Annotated in this window: 20 protein-coding genes; 1 reads left to right on the forward strand and 19 read right to left on the reverse strand. The window is 61.7% G+C overall.

The window, feature by feature from the left end:
* Positions 1 to 7: 7 nt before the first annotated feature.
* Complete coding sequence (locus SY91_RS34590; RefSeq protein ID WP_134256637.1) at positions 8 to 256, reverse strand: hypothetical protein; 249 nt, start codon at positions 254 to 256, stop codon at positions 8 to 10.
* A 45-nt stretch (positions 257 to 301) separates the two neighbouring features.
* Positions 302 to 928 (reverse strand): phospholipase D family protein, encoded by a 627-nt coding sequence (locus SY91_RS34595; RefSeq protein WP_185921516.1) that lies wholly within the window; start codon positions 926 to 928, stop codon positions 302 to 304.
* A gap of 263 nt (positions 929 to 1,191) precedes the next feature.
* Between SY91_RS34595 and SY91_RS34600 the strand changes: the two genes are divergently transcribed.
* Positions 1,192 to 1,584 (forward strand): hypothetical protein, encoded by a 393-nt coding sequence (locus SY91_RS34600; protein WP_011695084.1) that lies wholly within the window; start codon positions 1,192 to 1,194, stop codon positions 1,582 to 1,584.
* A gap of 37 nt (positions 1,585 to 1,621) precedes the next feature.
* On the opposite strand, the gene SY91_RS34605 is transcribed toward SY91_RS34600, so the two are convergent.
* From SY91_RS34605 to SY91_RS34685, 17 genes are all read right to left on the reverse strand, one after another.
* Positions 1,622 to 5,563: a conjugal transfer protein TraG N-terminal domain-containing protein gene (locus SY91_RS34605; protein ID WP_011695083.1), complete on the reverse strand. Its 3,942-nt coding sequence runs from the start codon at positions 5,561 to 5,563 to the stop codon at positions 1,622 to 1,624.
* A complete protein-coding gene (locus SY91_RS34610; protein WP_185921517.1) occupies positions 5,560 to 7,005 on the reverse strand; it encodes a conjugal transfer protein TraH in 1,446 nt (481 codons plus the stop codon). Before SY91_RS34610 ends, SY91_RS34605 begins: the two co-directional genes overlap by 4 nt.
* Positions 7,005 to 7,814 (reverse strand): conjugal transfer protein TraF, encoded by an 810-nt coding sequence (locus SY91_RS34615; protein WP_011695081.1) that lies wholly within the window; start codon positions 7,812 to 7,814, stop codon positions 7,005 to 7,007. The genes SY91_RS34610 and SY91_RS34615 overlap by 1 nt, the downstream gene beginning before the upstream one ends.
* Positions 7,811 to 8,776 carry a hypothetical protein gene (locus SY91_RS34620; RefSeq protein ID WP_050809587.1) on the reverse strand — a complete coding sequence of 322 codons (966 nt, stop codon included), beginning with the start codon at positions 8,774 to 8,776 and terminating at the stop codon, positions 7,811 to 7,813. Before SY91_RS34620 ends, SY91_RS34615 begins: the two co-directional genes overlap by 4 nt.
* Positions 8,773 to 9,270 carry a hypothetical protein gene (locus SY91_RS34625; protein WP_134256626.1) on the reverse strand — a complete coding sequence of 166 codons (498 nt, stop codon included), beginning with the start codon at positions 9,268 to 9,270 and terminating at the stop codon, positions 8,773 to 8,775. Before SY91_RS34625 ends, SY91_RS34620 begins: the two co-directional genes overlap by 4 nt.
* Before the next feature lie 57 nt (positions 9,271 to 9,327).
* Complete coding sequence (locus tag SY91_RS34630) at positions 9,328 to 9,720, reverse strand: hypothetical protein (RefSeq protein ID WP_011695078.1); 393 nt, start codon at positions 9,718 to 9,720, stop codon at positions 9,328 to 9,330.
* Positions 9,717 to 11,027: a conjugal transfer protein TraN gene (traN, locus tag SY91_RS34635; protein ID WP_234622010.1), complete on the reverse strand. Its 1,311-nt coding sequence runs from the start codon at positions 11,025 to 11,027 to the stop codon at positions 9,717 to 9,719. Before traN ends, SY91_RS34630 begins: the two co-directional genes overlap by 4 nt.
* The gene (locus tag SY91_RS34640; protein ID WP_134256627.1) at positions 10,994 to 12,274 is read right to left on the reverse strand and encodes a hypothetical protein; all 1,281 of its coding nucleotides are present in this window, start codon (positions 12,272 to 12,274) and stop codon (positions 10,994 to 10,996) included. The genes traN and SY91_RS34640 overlap by 34 nt, the downstream gene beginning before the upstream one ends.
* A gap of 5 nt (positions 12,275 to 12,279) precedes the next feature.
* Complete coding sequence (gene trbC, locus SY91_RS34645) at positions 12,280 to 13,068, reverse strand: type-F conjugative transfer system pilin assembly protein TrbC (RefSeq protein ID WP_011695075.1); 789 nt, start codon at positions 13,066 to 13,068, stop codon at positions 12,280 to 12,282.
* Positions 13,065 to 14,096 (reverse strand): conjugal transfer pilus assembly protein TraU, encoded by a 1,032-nt coding sequence (gene traU / locus SY91_RS34650; protein ID WP_011695074.1) that lies wholly within the window; start codon positions 14,094 to 14,096, stop codon positions 13,065 to 13,067. The genes trbC and traU overlap by 4 nt, the downstream gene beginning before the upstream one ends.
* Positions 14,093 to 14,785, reverse strand: coding sequence for a hypothetical protein (locus SY91_RS34655; RefSeq protein ID WP_080330891.1), 693 nt, complete (start codon positions 14,783 to 14,785; stop codon positions 14,093 to 14,095). The genes traU and SY91_RS34655 overlap by 4 nt, the downstream gene beginning before the upstream one ends.
* Positions 14,786 to 14,831: 46 nt before the next feature.
* Positions 14,832 to 15,440: a type-F conjugative transfer system protein TraW gene (traW, locus tag SY91_RS34660; protein WP_234622009.1), complete on the reverse strand. Its 609-nt coding sequence runs from the start codon at positions 15,438 to 15,440 to the stop codon at positions 14,832 to 14,834.
* 325 nt (positions 15,441 to 15,765) lie between these two features.
* The gene (locus tag SY91_RS34665; protein ID WP_011695071.1) at positions 15,766 to 16,275 is read right to left on the reverse strand and encodes a S26 family signal peptidase; all 510 of its coding nucleotides are present in this window, start codon (positions 16,273 to 16,275) and stop codon (positions 15,766 to 15,768) included.
* A gap of 214 nt (positions 16,276 to 16,489) precedes the next feature.
* Complete coding sequence (locus SY91_RS34670; protein WP_124702498.1) at positions 16,490 to 16,858, reverse strand: TrbI F-type domain-containing protein; 369 nt, start codon at positions 16,856 to 16,858, stop codon at positions 16,490 to 16,492.
* A 2-nt stretch (positions 16,859 to 16,860) separates the two neighbouring features.
* Positions 16,861 to 19,518, reverse strand: a complete 2,658-nt coding sequence (traC, locus tag SY91_RS34675) for a type IV secretion system protein TraC (RefSeq protein ID WP_260632534.1) — start codon at positions 19,516 to 19,518, stop codon at positions 16,861 to 16,863.
* Entirely contained in the window at positions 19,469 to 20,149 is a 681-nt protein-coding gene (traV, locus tag SY91_RS34680; RefSeq protein WP_080330892.1) for a type IV conjugative transfer system lipoprotein TraV, read from the reverse strand. Before traV ends, traC begins: the two co-directional genes overlap by 50 nt.
* A 2-nt stretch (positions 20,150 to 20,151) precedes the next feature.
* A complete protein-coding gene (locus SY91_RS34685; protein ID WP_011695067.1) occupies positions 20,152 to 20,982 on the reverse strand; it encodes a DsbC family protein in 831 nt (276 codons plus the stop codon).
* Positions 20,983 to 20,990 lie beyond the last annotated feature (8 nt).

Below are 20,990 nucleotides of genomic sequence, written 5' to 3' on the forward strand. Positions count from 1 at the left end.
TCCGGAGTCAGGCGTGACCGATGTTCAATCGACGGGCACGCAGGCCGTAGACGTCAAGCGCACGAGCGATCGCGGCCGCATCATCCGGATGCAGCGCATCGCGAGCAGCAACCAGAGTCTTGCGCTCCGCGTCCGCTATAGCGATGCACTCCGCGTCCGGCTTGCTGCGCGACTCCTCTTCAGCGATGACGGCGACATAGTGGGCGATCAGCTGCCCGATCGTCTGGCAGGCGACTTCGTAATCGACATGAGGCATCGTGTTCTCCATTAAAAAGTTCGGCTTACGCGCGTGGTTGCCGGGTCAAACACCTGGGTAAGGCTTCGATTCATTCCATAGGTGCGCCCACGCGGCGCGCACGGCTGCGGCGACCGTGGCGTGATGCCAGATGACGAGGACGTTTTCAGCGTTGTGATTGGCACCGGCCTGCGTATAGTTCATCGAGCCTGTCTGGGTCGTCTCGCTATCGGCCACGATGAACTTGTCGTGCATGAGCGGTACGGCCATGTCGATGCGAACCGGTATTCCGGCCGCGACGAGATCCGCGAGCTTCGAGCCGCGGCCGTCAAGCTGGGAGCGGTCGAGGACGACACGGACCTGCACACCAGCGTGGGCGCGCTCGATCAGGTGGGTAACGATGCGGCGATTGGTGAGCTCGTAAGCGGCGACGTCGAGCTCCGACTGCGCGCTGTCGATCACGCTCAGCACGAGCGCCTCGGCCTGGCCGTCGGGTGAAGTCGCGAATTGGACGGAGGCGCGGTCGCCAGGGCCTGCGCTTTCTGAATGTGAGGAGTTGTCGGCTGGGTGCTTCAGAGAGCTCGCAAAATGCCCAACGGACGACGACAAATTGCCGAGATCCGGCGTCGGGCCGTCATGCAGCACGTAGTAGCCGACACCGGCCGTGATCGCGAGGAAGAGGAGAAACTTCATGCCAACCTCCCGACGTGGGAGGCGTGGCCATCCGCTGAATAGGAGCGGGCGCAGGCGTCGTCGCCGTGCACCGAGGCGCAAGCAGCAAGAAGCAGGGCAGGAAACGTGAGCGCGGCCAGACGCACTCGACTCACCGTCGAGATCGCGCTAATTAAAGACGTAAATGAATTGACACCACGACGAATTAATTCATCAAGGATTAACTTGCCAGTACGCAAAATCAGGCGTAACGTCAACACTAATTGCGTACGGGGACGCTCATCATGGACTATGTGCTTGCGAATTTCATGGCGATAATGGCAGCAGTGATTTTCTCGGTTCTCACGTCGTTTATTGCATCGCGCAGTGGCCGATTGATTTACCGGAAAATCATGTGGGGCTACCTGACCACGCTCCTGGTTGCGGCCATCGTGATTACGGTAATGCAGCTGCCCTTTACCATTTTGGCTTTTGGCGCTCTCTTTTCCTGCATCTTCGGCGTGTTCGCCCAATTGGGCGTTGCAGTCAAGCTTGGCCATCTCATCATGACCGGCGCGCACTATGATGACGGCTGGAACACCGCTCGTTCGAGCAACAATGCAAGCAGCGACCTCTCGAACGATTGGTTTTGGAGAGACCAAAGAAATCAGATGAGTCATAGCGATTGGCGTCATTGATTGGGGAATTGCCGTCCGGGGCCGCAAGGCCCCTTTTTCATTGGTTGTCGGGATCATCGCTTGCAACGCCCGCGCTCGGGAGCGACTTGACTCCACGTGCGTCATCTGCAGAACCGCGTCCTAGTCGACTCGCCGAAACCAGAACGCTCGGGGAAGTGGCCGCGCCGCTTACCGCCGAGTCGTCGTGCGGAGCAGATGCGTCGGCGCCGACGGTTGCGGCATCGAGGTAAAGCGAGGGTGTCGGTGGCAAGGCATCCCCTGCAGCAGATGACCCGCCTGGCGTGCGATCGATCTGCACCTTTCTGTCGACGCCACCGACTTCTGACCCGACGCTTGCGAGGCCGATGCCACCGGACGTCGAACTTCTCCGGCCAACTGTTTCAGGCGCAATAGGCGCCGGCGTAGCCTGCTCCTGACCAGCGTTTGCTGGTTTGACGTTGTCGACTCGTGAACCAGAGTTGCCAGCCGTCGTTCCAGGAGCCATGACTGAGACCCCGCCGCTACGCTTCATTGATGCGGTCGGCAAGCTACTTCCCCGACTTCCATCGTCAACCACCCGGCGACCCCGTATCGAGCCGACGGGCGGCGCTACAGCTTCTTGATCAGGGCTGGATAGCTCCGGAGACGGCCGGCTGTATGTCACGTCAGGAGCATCGGGCACTCGATGATCACTCTGCCGATGTGACATGTGGTCATTGCCGGCCGGCAGAGTCACGATCCTGAAGTCAGATTCGGACAGGCGCGGTTGAGTCGCGGGCCAGCCCGTGCCGGTTTCCGCCGCTCGAGCGGCTTCAAGAGTCGGGCCATTTCCCGTAGTTCGCGGACGTAGGAAGTTTTCAATTGGTGCCGAGGTGGACGTTGTTCCAGCCGGCCCGCTCGGCTGAATCGAGTTCACCCATGCCGACAGGGGCCCCTTGCTATCGGAAGCTGACGGCGCCACGGGCGGAGAGGAAAGCGAGCGGCCCGGCGCCCGCTCGGGCGTCATGAGCGGCTTGTTGTCGGCCGACGGATCGACGTGGTCACGCACCTGCTTGATCGGCGCGGCGGACTCGCTTGCGACCCGTTGCTGCGTAACATCCACACGGTGCTGTGCGGCGGTCACGATTTGGGGCATCGGCGTCGCAACATCCAGGGGTGTCGTATCCACTGGTCCAACCGCACCTGCAAATCGCCGGAACGACGCGGGGGCACTTGCACCAACGCCGGACTGGTTGCGTTGGTCCTGGCGAACGACGTCGATGCCGCTCGCAGGGAGAGTAGACCCATCACGAGCCGTGGTCGGCAACGTCGAGTTGCGCGAAACGATGTCGCGCATCGCTGCATCTTGGGCGACCAGCTGAGCGATCTGCGGGGACGGCAACGTCATCAGCTGGCTGTATCGCATACCGTTGCGCGCAGCGACCGCCTGCAGGTTCTCAGGCGTCATCAGGTTGGTCGAGGTATCTACGCGCGAAACCACTTGCGTCGATCCGCGCTGGCGCACGTCTGCGCTGCGAGTGAGATCCGCTGCAACGCGGGAGCCGGACGAAACCTGGTCCGTCAGAGACGCCGACCGGTCGCTGCGAACGTGCTGCCCGGACTCCATTCCGGTGGAGTCGTTGTGCATCTGCGAGCCTTCGTGAGAGACGTTATCGCTCTCGGTGTAGGCGGCCAAACTACTGTTTTGATCGACGAATTTTTGTGCGTCAGAATTCCGCCAAGACTTCGTATATCCGCCTTCGCCCGAAACATCGAGACCAAACTTCAGACTCGACTGCCCTTTCCCCGTGCCGCCGCCATTTGCATAATCCGCAGCCCGCACCTTCGATCGATACGCATCCCGAATCGCTTGAACTTCGTTCGGCGATTTTCCAAGTGACTCGGCCTTGCGAGCGAGTTTGTCTTCTTCTGCTTGGTTAAAAAGAGGCGAGTTCGAGACCGGATTGCTACTTCCTTGCCGACCATTGCCGGAAGGCCCACGCCCGCTACCACCGGCTGAGCCGCCGCCTCCACCGCCGGCGTTGCCGGATGGCGCCCCATCCTCGCCAAACGACTTGGCAAAGCCGCCACCAAGCATGATCGAACCTTTGGCTCCTGCAGAAGTTGTACCGTCGACGGAGTGTGACTGATCTATCGCATATTGCTGATCATGTGCGGTCCGCCGCTCACCTGTTTGGCTAGACGAGGCCCGCGTACCCGAGCTGGAATCGTCGGACAGGCGCTGTGAGCTTCCACGCTCCTGGCTGCTCGAGACGCTGTTCGTGCTGGACGCAAGCTGCTCCCGCCCAGCGAACGTGGAATTCGTTCGGTTTGCCGCGACACCCGTCGAGGTGTCGGTGCCGAGCGACCGCTCGAACGCATCCTGGGAGGTTGCCGAAACGCCGAGGCTGTTCTGAAACTCGGTGCGAGCGATCAGGCCATTTGCAAAGTTCGTGAAGGCCGAGCCGGTCCCGGTATCGACGTTCATCGACCCGGTGCGCGACTGCACAGTGTTGTCGTACTTGTTCGCCGAGGTCACGTTGCGCGACGCGTTATCGATCGACGACGAATCCATGTGCACGTTGCCGATGTTTTCGTCGCCCTGAGCCTGCTGGCCGCCGATCTGTTGAGCAGAGCCGGTCAGCGCGCCGCTCAGTTGAGAAAACGCACCGACAACGCCGGCCGACGCGAAATTCAGCAACATCCACGCAAGGGGTGGCGTAATAATCACCATGTATCCAAGCAGCGCCTGCTCGTCGAGCAACGTCTGCCCGAACTTCGCCGCCATCCCGAACGGCACGCCGGCCTGCAGCGACATCGAGCGCATCTCATGGCTCAGGTGGATCAGCGACAGCCCGTTGATGACCGCGAAGAGCATCGGCCAGATAGATACCCACGCCACCGTCTTCGCGTACATCGCGAGGATTCGCTTGGCCCCATCCGCGCCGCTAATCAAGCAGAGCACCAGAATGAGCGGGAAAACCGCATAGATAATCGCTTCGGCATAGTTGCGAACAGTCGGCAGCGTGTTCTTGGCCAGAATCGCCATGGAGGCAAGCGAACCGTTCGTCGCCACCGCAGCCTGGGCCGAACTCATCAACGCATTGACCTCTGCCACGCGCGCCGGATCGTTCAGCATCGCGGGCAGCTCCGCGCCCGCCTGACGCCATACGTTGTTGAACATTGCCTGTCGTAGCGCCGAGGACGCGTTCTGCGACGACTGGAGGATGAAGCCGTACGAATCTCCGATCGCGTTGACGAACTCCGCCTTCGCCATGGAGGGGTCGGCGATCTCCGGATACATCTCGCTGCCATACATCTGCTCGGCCGCTTGCTCAGCGTCCTGTACGCGCAGCAGCAACAAAGTGCCGGTCGCGGAACACGTGTCCGTCGTAGGGTTCGCGGTAAGGGTGTTCGTCGTCACGTATCGTGCAGGGCTCGTCGACGTGAACACGGTATTGAAGGGGTCCGTGCCGTTCATGATCGTCTTCGGATCAATTGCGCCGTCCTGGATATCGTAGACCGTGCACTCCTTGAAGAACTGAATAAGGTCGGCGTGCAGCCCCGGATCAGTGATTTCAGCCTTGTTCACCTTCTGCAGCACGGAGATGCCGAAACCCACATCGCCCTTTTTCAGGGTCAGCGTATCCGGCACCGAAAAGATCGTTTCGTACGACTGCGTCAGCACGTGAGAGATGAGCGTGAAGCTCTGGGCAACGGCGGCGAGATACGCGGGGACGTGATCCACCTCCCGAGTCGGCTGCACGTTGTTGACGTCGGTGATGAACACGTTCTCAATAGGCAGCAACAGCAGCTGCGTCATCAGCATCGCGGCGGCGAACCAGCGGAAGATCTCGTAGCCTTTCCGACCGATCGCGACAATCGTCCAGATCACCACCCCGCACAACAGCGTGTAGCGGATGAGACCTGTCCAGGTGCCGCTACCCATGAAAGACGCGATACCCTGCATGACGAAGTACAAAGTATCGACGTTCCCATAGGTGTCGATTTCCATGTTCATTGCGTGCTCCCGCCGTTCAACGTCTGGCCGAACGCCAACGAGTTCCGAAGCGAAGACGACACATTCGCGTGCACGGCACGCTCGATCGACTGGAGTTGCTCGACCAGCTGCCACGCGTTCGACGTCTGGCTGAAGGCTTGCATCACGACGCTGCGTGCTTCCGATTCCACCGTGTCGATGTTGGTATTGAGCTTCGTGGCCTCGTCGAGCAGCGACGTGCTGGATTTCACGGTGCCGTAACGCGCGATTGCCCGGCGGAGGTCTTCAGCAGATCCGTGGATGTAGGCCTCGGCGTACTTGGCCGCGATCAGCGACTGGTAGGTGCTCAACAGTTGGTCGGCCAGAGACGAATTGTTCAGGCGCGTGCCGACCGCGATCATTTTGTAGACCGGCAGGTCGGTCATGCTCAGGAACCGAAACGTGTCTGCCGGGTTCGGGATCGCGGAGCGCGATGCGATCGCATCCGTGATTACCTGCAGCTTTTGCTGTACGAGCGTACGGAAGGGGGTGTATCCAATTTCCTGCACTGACGGATTCAGGCACTTCGTCGTCTCGTCGCACACGTACACCTGAATCGTGGTGCCGCTGTTCGCAGCGGGATCGTTACCGACGAGCTCCTGCACCGTGAGGCTACCGATTCGGGGCAGGAATACAGGATTCACCTCCGTGCCGCCAGAATCCGACGGGTCGGGGAAGATGACCGTCCCCACCAGCGACATCAGGAATTCGCGATCCGACGTGCTCAGGTCCGGCAGCTGCTGCAGTGCCTGCCACGTCACATTCCCGTACGGCTGCTTGGCCGCGAGATTGGAATCCGACGCAGTCGCCGTGTTGATCGTCTGCGCCGCCTGCGCCGAGCTGTTTCCGGTATTTGTCCAGGCATCGGTCATATCCGAATACAGGTTCGTGAATGGCCCGAGCGTGTCGGCGAGGTTTGCCTGCTCTTTTTTCCACGCAACAGGCGTCACCGCATTGACGATGCCCTCCGCGGCCTGGCACGAGTCGATGTTCATCCGGTTGACGTCGCGCACGATGGCCTGCAGGGACTGCATGACGTTGTCGCAGGTCGGGCAGAGGTTCTGTAAGGCGAGCTTGAATGCGTAGCCCAACGCGTTCGAGCCGATGTTGCGCAGCAGCGCGACAAATTGTTCTTTGTTGATGAAGCTGAACCCGCCGGTGAACAAGTCGATCCCGCCGCAACCCGCTCCCCATTCCGGGGCCGTGACGCTCGCGAGCTGGTAAGTCTTGTGTGGCGTGCGCATGAACACGCTTCCGCCGCTGTACATATCCATCGTCTCGCCCTGCAACGCCCGCGGGCTCGATACGTTGCCCATGGCGTTGATAGAGTCGAAGACCTGCTGCATCGACATCGCCTGCGTACAGACCGGGGCGATGGCAAACACTGCAGCCGTCATTGCGACAATCCAGCGTGTCGGTTTCATCAGAAAAGCTCCCCAGGCTGCGAGGCAGTGAGAACGAAGATTCGGTCGATGATGTCCTGGAGGGACATCGTTCCCGAGCCGATCATCGCGTGGTCGCCGGTCTCTTTCGACGCGATGAAGAGGGCGGGCACCTGCTGGACGCCCCAGACCGACGCCTGCCCGTGGTCAGGCGTCGGGTTCGGAAACTCGCCAATGCCTCGCCCGTCCAGAGAGACCGGCAGCACGTCAATGCCATAGCGCTGCGCGAGCAGCACAATCGTCGGGGCCATCGCATGGCAGTACGGGCAGTCCGAGCGGAAGAAGAAAATCAGGCCGTGCTTCTGCGCGAGCGCACGTAGCTGCCCGTCCTGGTCGGAATCCCGGGTCCGGTCGTAGGTATGGACAGCGACGTTGTTGGTCGGACGCTTGAGCGAGTAATCGAGGCTCGGGTTCTGCCATACGACGCGGCGCCATTGATCGGCGAAGACAGCGCTCTTTTGCTGGACGTACTCCCAGAGCTTGATGTACTCCTTGATGTGCTCGGGCGTCGGGTCCATGTTCGCGACGTCGAGTCGGTGCTTCAGCGCCTCGCGCATCTCATCGGCGGACTTGATCTGGTCGAAGTCGTCGGAATCGGTTGGCTTGGCCGCGCTCGCACCTGCCGGCGCCGCAGGCTTGTCGTCGTCGCAGTACCAATTGAATTTCTCCTGCCCGTCGCAGCTCCAGGCGGACTTGTAGTCCAACCCATCGGCGTGTGCGATCGGCGACACCAGTAGCGCTGCAGGAAGCAGGACCGCTACCGCGAGCCCGAATCCACGGAATGCGCTCATGGCCTGCTCCGCTGCGCGTCGACGTCATAGCCGGCGTCCATCAATTGGCCGAGTGCCTGCTCGAGTTGCACTTCCGCGAAACCCAGAGACTGCGCAGCCTTGACCTGTTCTGCCGCATCGGCTTGATGCCGCCGCCCTCCGAGAATCCAAAAGAATTGGCTTCGGGCCTTGGGCTTGTGCAACACCGCCGCCGCGCCCATAAACGCCCGACGTGCGTTCCGCCAGGCGAAAGCCGCGCCAACTACGTTCGAAATGCAATGTCGCTGATATGCAGCAAGCTCGATCAACTCGTCATCGCGCTGCGCGTGAGGCGGTTCGGCAGGAGGCTGGCTGTCGTGCTGCCAGCCGGCCCCTGTCGACGCCGACGAAGGTGCCGCCGGGATACTGACGACACCGCTCACTGGCCGAGCCGGTTTGTCCCACTTTGGGGTCGACCATGGCGCACCGGAGAAATGATGCTTCTGGAAGGCTGCGAGGAGCGCGGCATGGTCGCCGCCCAGGGAACCTGCGATCTCCTTCAGACGGTCGAGGTTGTCGCTTCCATTCCGATATACCCGGGAATCGTCTGAGTAACCGAAAAACCAGTCGTGCCGATCGAGCATGTCGTAAAACTGTTCGATCGCGGGACGGTGGATCGGCCCCGCCGAGCTCAGCGGCGTCCCGTCAGACAAGTCGACCGGATCCGCGACCGCGTCGTCATCGAGCTCGATCGTCGTACCGGGCGCCGGCGCCGATCCGTCGACAACAACGAAGCTGCCTTGCCCCGTGACCTGATCGTAGTTCGTCACGCAAACATCTGCGATCGCGTCCTCGAGCAACACGGAAATGGCTTCGCGCGACGGCGCGGCGCCGCGCGTTACCCGGAAGGTCGCGCGGTCACTGCCGGCGCCAGCAAAAAGATGGCTCGGCAAGTCGGGCGCCGGCGCGGCGCGCATGCTGGTGATCGTAATCTGCAGTCTCACTTCACCTCTCCTTCGCGGCTTGCGCGACTACGCTCGGCACGCTGCCGTCCGATCGAATCGAGGTGTGTGCGCAACGCGAGAGGCGCGGGCGGAGACCAGACGAGGTCCGCAGCAAGCGTAATGGCGGCAGCAACGAGCCACGCGACGAACAAGCCGTGACCAACCCGACGAGCGAGCGTAGCGACGGGAACGTCATCAGTCCGCCAGTGCATACAAATGGCCGACGGCGAATACTGAGCCGCGGTATCGGCACATGTCCGCAGTCGGATCGTGTCCGGATTCGTGCCGCTTCCAGCAGCCTGTTCGAGCACGGTCGCTGCCATACCCGTGAACGACCCGAGGTTGAGAACTGCGAGCCCGGCGACTGGGACGGCCGCCGGCACAACGACGAAAGCCACGAAGAGGCGCCGCACGTAGCAGGGAAGGCTGGCCCGCAGCGCCTGGGCCCAGTCGGAGCGGGAACGCGAAGGGGGAAACATGCTTTCGATGGACATTTCAACGCTCCTGCGTCGTGAGGGTTTTGAAATCTGCAACCAGTGGCCGGTCCTGCGTCACGGTGTATCTCCCGCGGGTTGCGACGGCGCCGCCGGCGTCAGGCCAATCGGCGGGACCTGATCGCGGCAATAGTTCATCTTCACGTCCAGGCGGCCGCTGGCTTCGCCCGCCTCGGTCTGGACGCCGCGGACGTCGAACAGCACGTCCAGACGCTTGCAGCCCGGCCGCGGCAAGTCGCCGATCGACCGAGCCGTGACGTAGACCGGGCCGTTGGCGTGCAGCTTGGTGATAAGTGAACCCGCAACGGGTCCACGCAGCGCGCCAAACGCTGACCCGTGATCAATCGCGTCGATGAGAACCGCACTGAATTCGTCGTAGCTACCGCCGAAAGCCGCGGCCGGCAGCGCAAAAATCGCAGTAGCAAACGCAGCGGAGACAAGGCGCATCATTGGGATACCCCTTTTCCGCTTCCGATCGATTGCCGCACGCGCTGCAGAATCGCGTCCTCGTCGACGGCCTTGGACTGGATCGAATTGACGAACTCGGTAAAGTCGATATTCGAAAAATCGATACGCTGGAGTTGGTCGGCCGTGAAGCCACCGCAGCCGGCGAAGGGGATGCCGAGTTGCGCCTTGCCTTGCTGGTTGACAAGCTTCGCGATCAACGAGTTGAAACAGCAGTAGCTCTTCTTTTCCTCGACGCACACGCCGAGCACGCGCTTGGAGCAGCCCTGGTTGTACTGGACACAGAGGTTCTGGCCACGCTTCAGACTGAGCACCTGCTCGTCAGGGGAACATGCGAGCCACATCTGGATCAGCTGCGCAGCGATCTCGGCCGCGAATACGTACGGATTGAAATCTGCAAGCTGAACACCATTGGTGAGGGAGAACGAAAAACTAAAGCCGTAGGCACCAAAGGTTCCGGAGGTAGACAACGCCCTGTCCGCCCATGCGCCCATCTGCAAGAGACCAGAGTTCACGATCGAGCTATCGACCGTTTCGTACAGCTGGTCAAAGACATACTTCGACCCTAACGCGATGCCCTGCTTCGCCGCCGTTCCGCCAACCGACAGTCCAGCGCTGACCGCGGCGCTTCCGATCGCGTTGTTCGAGTAAGCGGCGCCGCCGCCGTTGCTGGTGCAGCAGCTCTTGATCTCGAGGCCGCCCAGCACCTTGATCGAGCAGCTGCTGTCGTAGCCTTTGAAAATGTTCACGTTACCGCCACCGACACCGTAGGCGCCGGCTTCGCGCCCGGTTTCCAGCCCTGCTACGACCTTGCCGAGCGCGCCGTCCGCACCACTGCTTGACGAGAAGCATCCGGCACCCGGTGCGCACATCGTGTTCGTGCATTGGGTGACGGTCGTCGTGTGCGCCGGAGTATCGAGACACTGGTACGTGTACTGCATCGTGTCGCAGCTTCCCTGCACCGCGTCGTTGTATGACACACACTGCTGGTTCACAAGGCCGCAGCCTTGCTGCTGCAATGGCGTGCAGTCGTTAACGGTGGAAGCGGCTTGGCATTCGTAGGTATCCTGGTAGTTCCAGCAATCCTGGTAGAGCGGAATCCCGTTGATGACACGTGTGCCGGCCGGCTCGATGCAGGCTGAACCAGTGCGTTGGCAGGTGGGCGCGGCATACGCTACCGGCGCGGCGAGCAGGGTGACCGTCATTACACTGCCGACGAGGGTGAACGCACGCGCGGCGAACATGAGAGCGCGGATATTCATTGTGCCGCCCGCTGTTCGAACGAGCTGCACTGGTCGATCCAGTTCGGCGTGCAAGTCGCGGTGCAGATCTGGTTCAGCGTGAGCTGAACTCGGGCCTGCCCGCCGCCCTGGAAACCGTACCCGCCTATCGCCGCTTGAATCTCGACGGTATTGACGCCCTCGTGCAAATACGAGCGGATGTCGGTGTTGGGCGCAATGGTCGACGGGTTCCCCTCGTACTCGCTACCGAAGGTGAAGAACGGTCGATACTCCGTGAGACCGCCATCTGCCGTAAAGGCAGTTTTATCCGAACACACGCTCCGAATGCCGTTGTAAATCAAATTGTGTGTGAAGGTCACACTAGGCGAGGACGCGGCAAGATAGCCGGTGGTCTGCCGTCCATCAATACCGCCGGACGACGCCGGCAGCGTCGCCACTCCGCATTGGAGAATGCGCCCGCCGTCCGGCGCATCGGTGTAGACCGTGACGCCGTTAATGTCGACGCTGCGCAGCGTATTGTTTGCCGTGATCTGGCTGATGACTGCGGTACCGATCTGACCAAGGTTCTGGACGCTGAAACTCATCGAGCCGGACACGGTCAGTCCGTTGTAGCCTGAGTTGTCGTGATAGCCCGTGTCAGCGCCGAAGTTCCAGAGCGCAGAGTTCGATGCCAGGCGCGCGGCAAACCCGCCGGTGAAGCTTCCCTCGACGACCCCGCCAGCGGCGCAGCCTTGATAGGGTTCGGTGCAGACGGGGTCATTGATGCGGTTGCAGGTATAGGTTTGCGTACCCACGGCCTGCTCGCAGGTTTCCTTCCGGTAGGTCGCCGGCACCGTCGACGTCACGTTGTGGCAGTCCTGCGAACTCGTCGTAGACCCGGGGTTATTGATCGTGCCCTTGCTCCCGGTCACGATCGGATCGCTCGCGGTGATCGGCATGCGATTGGGCGGCTTCTTCGCGAGGTAATTCACGGCATCGCATTCCTGACGCCAGTAGGCACTCGGGTTCGCTGGCTGCGTCGAGCAATCCGCTTCCTTCCCTGACCCGGCCGGCCCGAGACTGCCCTGCCCACCGCCATACAGCGGCGTCAGCTCGCCGTCCTGGTTCGTGTAGTTCGGCACGTTCGAGCTACCGCCACTGATGCTTCCGTGAGCCGCGTTCATTCCTGACTTACCGAACGACTGGCCTTCAGTAAACGCAGTCCCGGTAGATGGGGCGTCCGCAGCAGCGCACACGGCGACCGCAGCCAGAGCGGTCGCGATGGCCAGTGGTGCGCTTCGGCGCAGGGTTGCCCGCATTCCGTTCATTCGACATCCCCCAGTGCACGGAGATATCGCTCGGCGATCCCCCCGTAGGTAGGGCTGTGATCGACGATCTGGCGCAGGGCATACGCGGGCGTCACGTCTCCCGACAAGGAGACGTACGACGCCGGCAGCGCACATCCGCTGCTGTCAACCTGATTGTTGGCGTCTCCACCGCGTGTGACGACATAGGCGGGCACACGGGCGATGCGATACTGCGTGAACGCCTTCGGGTTGACGACGATGCCGCCGGACGCAATCCCCAGCCTCTGCATTTCCGCGGCCGTCGCCTTCAGTGAGTCGTTCTTGAAGCCCCGGAACACCACAGTTCCGCCGGCCTGATTCATGGTCTTCACCAGGCGTACCAGCGAGGCAGCGGGCATCGAGAAGCTCGCGAACGCGACGAAGGAATCGGTCACACGACGCTGCGTACGGCTTTCGTACCGTTTGGCGACGGCGAACGGGTCGGCACCGGCGGCGGCTGGCGCCGGCGTCGGCAGGTTCGGGAACGCGTTGCCATCGTGAGCTGCCTTTGCTGCAGCCTGGGCCATCTGCCGATCGCGACTGCCCTGGATACGGCTCATCTCGGCATCAATCGCATCCGACGATGGCATCACGCCGCGGTAACGCGCGGTGCCGCTGGCTGCCTCATCGAAGGTCGCTCGGCGCGTGGTATTGATCTGTTGCTGCTCACGCGCGAGCGCGTGATTCGACACGGTTTGTGCCGACACGTGAACGGCCGCGAGGGCGATCGTGCCGGCGGCTACGATGGAGAAAGTGAGCCGACTCATTGGCGCAGGTCTCCGAGGTTCGCACCCATGCAGCAGTTGCGCTTGCGGAAAATCTCGTACGCGAAGTCCTCCCCCGTGTACGGGATCATTTTTCCGGCGCCCCAGAGCGCCGACGTGCGGCCATACGGCTGACAGCACTGACCGTTGATCTGGTCGGTTTGCGCAACGGGGTAGAGCATCGTGTACTTGTATTGGGTCTTGTCCATCACCGGCTGCAGGTAGTAGCCGCACATGGCCCCGTCACCTGTCGTGCCCCACATCAAACCCTCGCGATGCAGCTTTGCGGTCATGCGCTCGACCAGCAGTGACGACGCCTGGATCGCGGACACATGAGCCTGAACGTGGCCGTTGAATGGATAGATCGAGCCGTTGCAGCCTGCGCACCAGAAGAGCAGGTTGCTGCCGAAACCTAGGCTCGAGAGTACGCAGTCACCTGCGCACGCGGCCTGGGCGATCGGACTGCCGAACAGGTAGGTCTCGGGCTCGAGGAGCATGGTGAGATCGTCGTCGCTCCACGTCGGATCGACTTCGGTCATGTACGCGACATCGAAGCTGCCCGTCTCCATACAGGGGTCGTCTAGCAGGATCTCGGTGTAGTACATGACCGGATCGGTGTACCAGTGCACCTGATAGAAGCTCTGCTTGGTGTCGTCCTTCTGCTCGCGCACCTCCCCCTCCGGGGCGTGGATGCCCGGGTTCAGCGAGATCCCGCCGAGCGACACGAAGCAGTAGGGCGAGCGCGTGACGTCGACGCGCCGGATCGGCTCCCAGAAGCTGAACTTGACGCCGAACGTGCCGTTACAGAAGCAGAGGAATCCTCCCGGGTTCGGGGTGTCGTCCTGGCCCATATTGAGGAACGTGACGCTACCAATGGCCATCGGGAAAGCGCATTCCCAGCAGATATCCGTGATCGGATTGGCGAATCGGCCGACACACTGACCCGCATCGGCCGGCGCCGAGAACGAGAAGCAGCTGGCAACCAGCGCGATCGCGAGAATCCAGCGGCGAAGGAGAGGGCCCATGCTCATGAAAGCAGCTCCCGCATCGCCGGATACACGTGGAAGACGAAGTCGATCAGGTTTGCGCCGACGTGATGGCCAAGGCGATAGACGATCGGCAGGAGGATCACTGCAACACCGCCGGTCGCCGCACCGGCAACGCCCCAAGCGGCGACCCAGACCACACGTGACGTTACCGTGGCCAGGATGCCGAGCAGCTTCGCTCCAATCGAACGACGTGCGGACTCAACAACGCCGGAGACGGGAAGAGGCTCATCCAACTGGACCGTATGGGTCGATTCGACGCCGATACCGAGGGCGCCCTTCACCCCCTTCTCGATACGACCGATCAACTCAACGGCTTCGACCTCGCTCAGATGCTCGGCGAGGACCGCAGCAGGACGGTGGATATCATCTACAGCACCCGCCACAACACGAAAGATTTCCCCGCTGCTGTCTCCTACGATCTGGCGGTCAGGTTGAACGGATAGACGAGCGACCCTGCTGTCGTACGGGCTCGCGCGCCAGTAGTAAGTCGCGAGCACACCGTTTCCTGAAACGACGACCTGATCATTGGTGACGTCTACGACATACCGCGTCGGCTCGCCTGTCGCATTGAAGTGCTGAAGAGCAGCAGCGCCGTCGTGGGGCGAGTTCTTCTCGACGACGTCGATAACGGCTGGGTCGGCAGTGAAGTCCAGACGGTCATAGTTGTTCATCGCGATTCCGATAAATTGGGAGGTGACAGGTGGTTTGGTCGCCGGGTCAACGCAGTTGCTCCGCAGGTTCTTCCTCGAGAAGCAGTTGGTTGCCGCGCTGGCTGATGACGGCCGGCACGCGGGTGATCCCGAAACGCTGGCTAAGTCGACCCTGCTGATCGAAATACACTTGCCGTTTCCACGACTTCGTCAGGTCAAACCACGAACCAGCAGTCAGGATCGGTTTGATGGAATCGCCGGAGCGGGACGCGAGCGCCTGAACCGCCTTAACCTGAGCCGGATCACGGCCGTCGAAGAACACCAGGCGCTCGTGCAACGTGACAATGTCGAGCGGATTGATACGCGTGCCGGCGGCGACAATCACGGCGCCCTCGTCATTGGTGACGGGTTTTGCGTACGTGACCGTCGGATCGATCAGGCGACTCGAGTACTCGCTGACGGTTGAAATGCCCGGCACCGGGGGCAGGGACGTGACGTCATGCAGCGCGCGCTGACGTGCGCGGCGCTCGACGGTCGCCAGCCCACCATTGGCTCGCAGTTCGAGCAGGCGACGCTTCAACATCACAATTGCGTCATGCTCTGCGATCGGATACGTCGGGCCAACCACGCCCAAGTCGTCCGCGACCGCGGAGATTGGGGATGCCGCGAGCGTCAATGCCGCGATCCACGTGACGGCCGGGCGTCGCACAAGCGATCGGAATTGGAGCCGAGCAACGAGGGAGCAGGTCGACGTTATCGCCGTTTCCAATACTTGAAGAACTGAGAAACGAGGGGTGCTACTGCCGTGCAGATATGCCAGGCGCCCACGAGCATCACACCAAGCCAGACTACGGTCACGACGGCCAGCACGAAATGCATATTCCCGGTGACGAACCCGACGCAAATCAACACGAGAGAAATCAACAAGCAGACAAGTTCCAGCATTGGAATCTGAGCCTCCAGTCGAAGGGTCGGCCGACGTGATGAGGGCACGGCAGCGGTTAAAAAATTTCATAGGCCTCCCCGACGATTGCGGTTTGAGGAACGGTGCCGGCTATCGAGTACCGCGAATCGAGGCTGTTCGGATTCGGCGTGGCCACGAAGTAGTGTCCGGGCGGAATCACGCCGTCTTGGGTCGGAAACAGCGCCATCCCTGCAAGCGAGAGCGGCTTGGCGTAGCCGATATAGGTCTGATTGACCCAGACGTCGCGACCAACGACGTGCACGACATCGCCAGGCAAACCAGCCACGTGTTTGATGAAGGTCAGTCCCGCGGGGTAGGTCGCCCCACCGTGCCACCGAAATGCGATGGTGTCGCCGAGGCGCGGCCGACAGGGGCCCTTGCGAATGAAGTAGAGCGTCCCCGGCAGACTCGTCGACATGTTGAACGTCAGCCCATACCAGGGCGTGAGCCCCCATGCGACAGCCGCCACGATCGCCAGGGCGACCACGGTGCGAACAAACCGCCGATAGCGAGCCAGGCCGCTGGTGTAGGCGACGAGCGCGATCACTGCTCATCTCCGCGAAGGTCGGCTCTTGCGGCAATCGCACACGCCGATCGACGCAAGACAAGATAAGTCGTTACGTTTGCAAGGGCCGCCGCACAAGCACTGGCCGAGGCGGCCAGATAGTCGCCAACATCGGTCGGTGCAAATCGCTCGCCCGCCGTTTCTGTTCCGAGCGTGCGTGCAGAAAACTCGGGGAGCACCGTCGATCGGAGACGAGTCATTTGGCGATCCTTTTGGCGATCAGGTCTGTGAGATCGGGCGCATCACCTGCGAGCACGGCAGCTTTGTTGATCACCACGCAGCCACACTGCGCGCCGAGCTGGTCCAGCGCGGCCGACAGGCGCTTTGCGTAATCGCCGGCGTGTTGGGTCGCCTTGTTCTTCGCGTCGTCCGTCATATGGACGGGATCGCCGTTATTGAAGGTCTTCAGCAGCGTTTCCTGCTCATCGCTGATGAGCTTCTGCACATCGACCGCGACGACCGGCGCAACCTTTTCGCGTTGCGTCCAGAAGTAGACGAGCGGGGAACCGAGCACCAATGAGGCGCCGATCGAGATAAGGCCTGTGAGTACGAGGTCGTGTCGCATGTTCATTTCCGTTTGGCTTGGATCAGGGCGCGGATGGCGTCTTCGGTCGAAGTGCCGCTGGTACGCAACCGCTCCATGAATTCGTAGTCCGGCCCCTTGGTGGTTGCCATGGCCAGAGTGAATTCGTCGGGGATATGGCGCAGCAGGTGAGTGCCTCCGTTCGGATCGACAAGGACGAACTCGCTATAGCGACCGGGTACCGGGCGCAGCGACTTCAACATGCGCTTCAGCCCCGGTGACAGATCCATCACATCGCCCTTCTCGATCTTCTTGAGCGTGTCGTCGCTTTGCTTGAGGTGGAACTTCCATGCGGAGTTGTCGAAGGCGGCCTGCGTAGCCTTGTTCATCCCCGCATCGGTGATCCCCTGCGTCGCGAAAAAGAAGCTGCCTTCATATTTGCGCGCACGCCGATAGCCTTCTTCCATGAAGTCGGCCGACTCTTGATCGTCACCGACGATCTGCCAGCCCTCGTCCTGCAGGAATAGCTTCGGCCGCGACCGGTCAAAGCGGTACATTTCGTTGGTGACCTGATTGGTCAGGCCGAGCATGATCACCGTGCGCAGTTGGGGATCGCTGTTGAGGTGCTCGAGTTCAAGCCCCACCACTTCGTTATCGAGGCTTACGTTGGTGCGCCCGTTGACGTAGTCGCCGTAAACACCGCCCTTGCAGAACGGTTCGAGACGCACGGCAAGCTCATACGCGATGCGTTCGGGTTGCCCGTTCTGGTCCTTCAGGCTCAACAAGGCGTCCCGCACCAACGTGGGACTACCTTCCTGACCGTAGTCCTTCCATACGATGCGCACTGCGACATCGAGCAACGCACCCTCGAACGGGGTGATGGGTGCGGTCGGCGATACCATGCGCGCGATAATCGGCCGGATGAATTTCACCTCGCTGTCGAGGCCATTTTCGGTATCGATACCGGCCGTCGAAAACGCATTGATGATGATTCGCGACCCGGGCTTGAAGTCGATGTACTGGCCGTCGCCCATGTCGATCTGCTTTTCATACGAGTAGCCCACATCGCAGATCCGGACGATTCCGCCGACCGAGCGAAACGCTCCGATAATCTCGTTCAGAAGTACCGATTTACCGGCGCCGGAAGTACCATCCACAAAGCCGTTGTAGTTCGTTCCGCTCGAGTAGATGTCTACGAGCGCGGGCGTACCGCGGCGCCCAAAGAACAGCAGATTGGCTCGTCCACTGGTACCCGACCATTCGCCCAGCACCGGCGCCATGTCGGTCGCATTCACGGTGGTCTTGGTAGTGATCAACCGGAACTTCTTGAGGTCGTCCCGCATGTCGCTTGTCAGCATCATGGGCAGGGCCGACAGGAACGTCGTAAGCTGCTGGGTCAGCATCGGGAACAGCTTGAAGCGCTCCGAGCGCCAGATTCCTTTCGCGGCCGCCACACACTGCTCCATCTTTTTGCGCGGAGCGAAGAGCGTCAGCGTGTGATAGAGCTCACACATCGAGCCACCTTGCGTGAGCTGCATCGAGACGGCTTTCCAGTCCTGGTTCTGCAGGGCGAGTTCCGGCTGCAGCTTCGCGATTTTCGACTCGGCGTTCTGTGTCGCGCGAGCACCACGCAGAGCGGCCCGTGTCTCGACGGCGGTCTGATCGAGAATCAGGACGCCGAGCGTGATCAGGTACGGGCAGGGGTATTGATGGACATCGTTGAAGAGTGAACCTACGATGTTGTTCATCTCCCAGAGCTCTTTGCTCTTCGGATACTGGTGCACGCCAAAGCTGCGCACCGCGATGCGTGCGTCGGGCTCGTCCGCATCCTCGGGCGGCACTCCATAGAGCAAATGCTTCGCCTTCACACGCATGTGGTGACCGAAAGCCGTCAGTTGGTCACGAATGGGCTTGTCGTCGCTGTAGGTCTGATCGATCGTCTCAGCTCCATCGCCAAAGAACGCACTGGGGTTGAGGATCGGCCAGAGAAAGCGCTTCAGATCGTCGGGCTCCGCAGTACGGCTTGCCAGGCTTGCGGAACTCAGCGTCGCGCCGACGACGTCGCGAATATTCTGGATTTCTTCGATCAGCTTCAGATCGTCGAGCGAGCCCTTGCGCACGATCGACAGCAACAGCCGCTTGTCCGTGATCGAGTAGTTTTGGCCCAGAAACAGCGGCTGGCCGAGTTTGCCGCGGATGAACGCGGCGCGGCGCTCGGCCTGCTCCAGATAGAACGAGGGTGCACGGCCCGCCTCGGCGTACTCGCGCCGCAAGTCGACGTAGGCGTTTAACGACTCCTCGATGATGGGGTCGCCCAGCAGCATCCATTGAAGCCCATAGCCGGCAGGAACCGAGTCATATAGGCCGTGGAGACTGCGGGTCAACTCCGCGTCAGCGCCCGTCTGCGGTGCAACTGCAAGCACGAAGCCAACGGAATCCGTGTTGTAGTAGAGCTCCGTGGCGGGGTCGTACTGGTCATACGGCAGCAGGTTATGAAGTCCGACTGTCTCGACGCGCCGCTGGTCGGCAGCGACGGGGCGGGTGGCCCGAGGTCGTCCTCGGTGCCGAGGATTGCTTCGCTGATCGCTGTTCGCGCGAGCGATTTCGCGTCGTCGATCCAGGCCTGCAGGGTGCTCATCGATGGCTCCTGGATCAGTGGTCTGTCGCTGCGGGCATCGCAGCCGCTGCACGGTCGACTGCACCGGCAGGCGTGAGAATTCCCTGCATGACCCGATCGGCACTCGAGATCGACCCCGACGCCGACTCGGTGTTGGAGCTAGCAGCGGATGCCTTGCTACCGCTACTGCCAGCATCCGACGCAGCTGTCGGCGGCATCACCGGCCGGAACGCGGCCTGGATGCGCTGCTGGTTGTGCGCGATCGACCAGTGGCCGGGATCGACGATCAGATAGACGTATTCCTGATCGTGCAAGTCCGAGTCCGCGTCCTGCCACGGTGCGAACCAGATCCGCATCTCGCGCGACGCCGTGTGAACCGGAGCACCGCTGTCGAGCGCTTTGGGGAGAATCCCGGCGGCGCCGACGACGGGTCGAGCATTGCCGCCGACCGCAGCACCCGGTGCGCTCGATGCCTGGCTGAAATCTCCGGCATAGCTGCCGAGCGCGATATTCGTCGTCGCGCCGGCGCCTGTATGCACGCGCTGGTCGGGCAGGTTATGCGCCATCGCGTTGGCATAGATGCCAGACATGCTGCTGCAGAGCACCCCTTCAGGCGCCTTGCAGGCGAATTGCGAGCTCGCGTCATAGCCGCTGAAGCTGCAGCCGGTCAGGGTGAGAAGCGCGGAAAGCGTGGCCAGCATGATCTTGTTTTTCATGGTCACTTCGCTCCAAGCCATTGATCGATCGCTTCGGCGCTGGCGGCGCCCGGAAGCACCCGCCCGTCCTCGCTCACAAGCGCGGGCGTGCCAGAAATGCCCATGCTTGCGGCCAGCGCTTCGTTCGCTTCGATGGGGTTTGCGCACGACACGAGCTTCGGCTCGACGCGCGTCGGTGCAGGTGTCTTTGCAGCGCCGCCAGTCGGAGTCGATCCCTGATCGCGCATCCAGCGCGACAATGCGAGGGGCATCCACGCGTGCCACGTGGCAAGCCTGTCCTCGGCGCACCAGATCGCTATGGAGTGCGCGCGGGCCCGCGGATGAATCGACTCGAGCGGGTACATGAAACGGTAGATCGTGACGTCCTTGAGCTTGGAGAGGTCATCCTCCAAGGCCAGGCAGTAGGGACAATCGGGATCGTCGAAGATCGCGAGCTTGCGACGGCCGCTACCATGAACCTCGACGAACGCGTCCTGAAGCCGATCGGCCGGGAACCGCACCTTCTGCAGTGCTTGCTCGAGCGGCACTGTCAGATCCTGTTGCGTCACCATGTCGAAGAGGTGGCCAAACAGGAAGTACCGGCCAGTGACGTCGGTGTAGGCAACTTTGTTGCCCATCACGACCTCATAGATGCCGGCCGACGGCGTGGCGGCGACTTCGCGAAACTGGGTTGCCGGGTAGCGTGCATGGAGCGCCGCCTTGAGCGCAGCTACGCCGGGATCAAGGTTCGGGTCGGCCGGGTTGACCTTCGACGTGGCAGCCGGACCGACAGACGCCGTAACACCGACTTCAGAGCCCGGCCCGGCGACACGCGCCGGAACCGTGGATGGCACAGCAGAAA

This window comes from Burkholderia cenocepacia (assembly GCF_014211915.1).
Classification (GTDB): Bacteria; Pseudomonadota; Gammaproteobacteria; order Burkholderiales; family Burkholderiaceae; genus Burkholderia; species Burkholderia orbicola.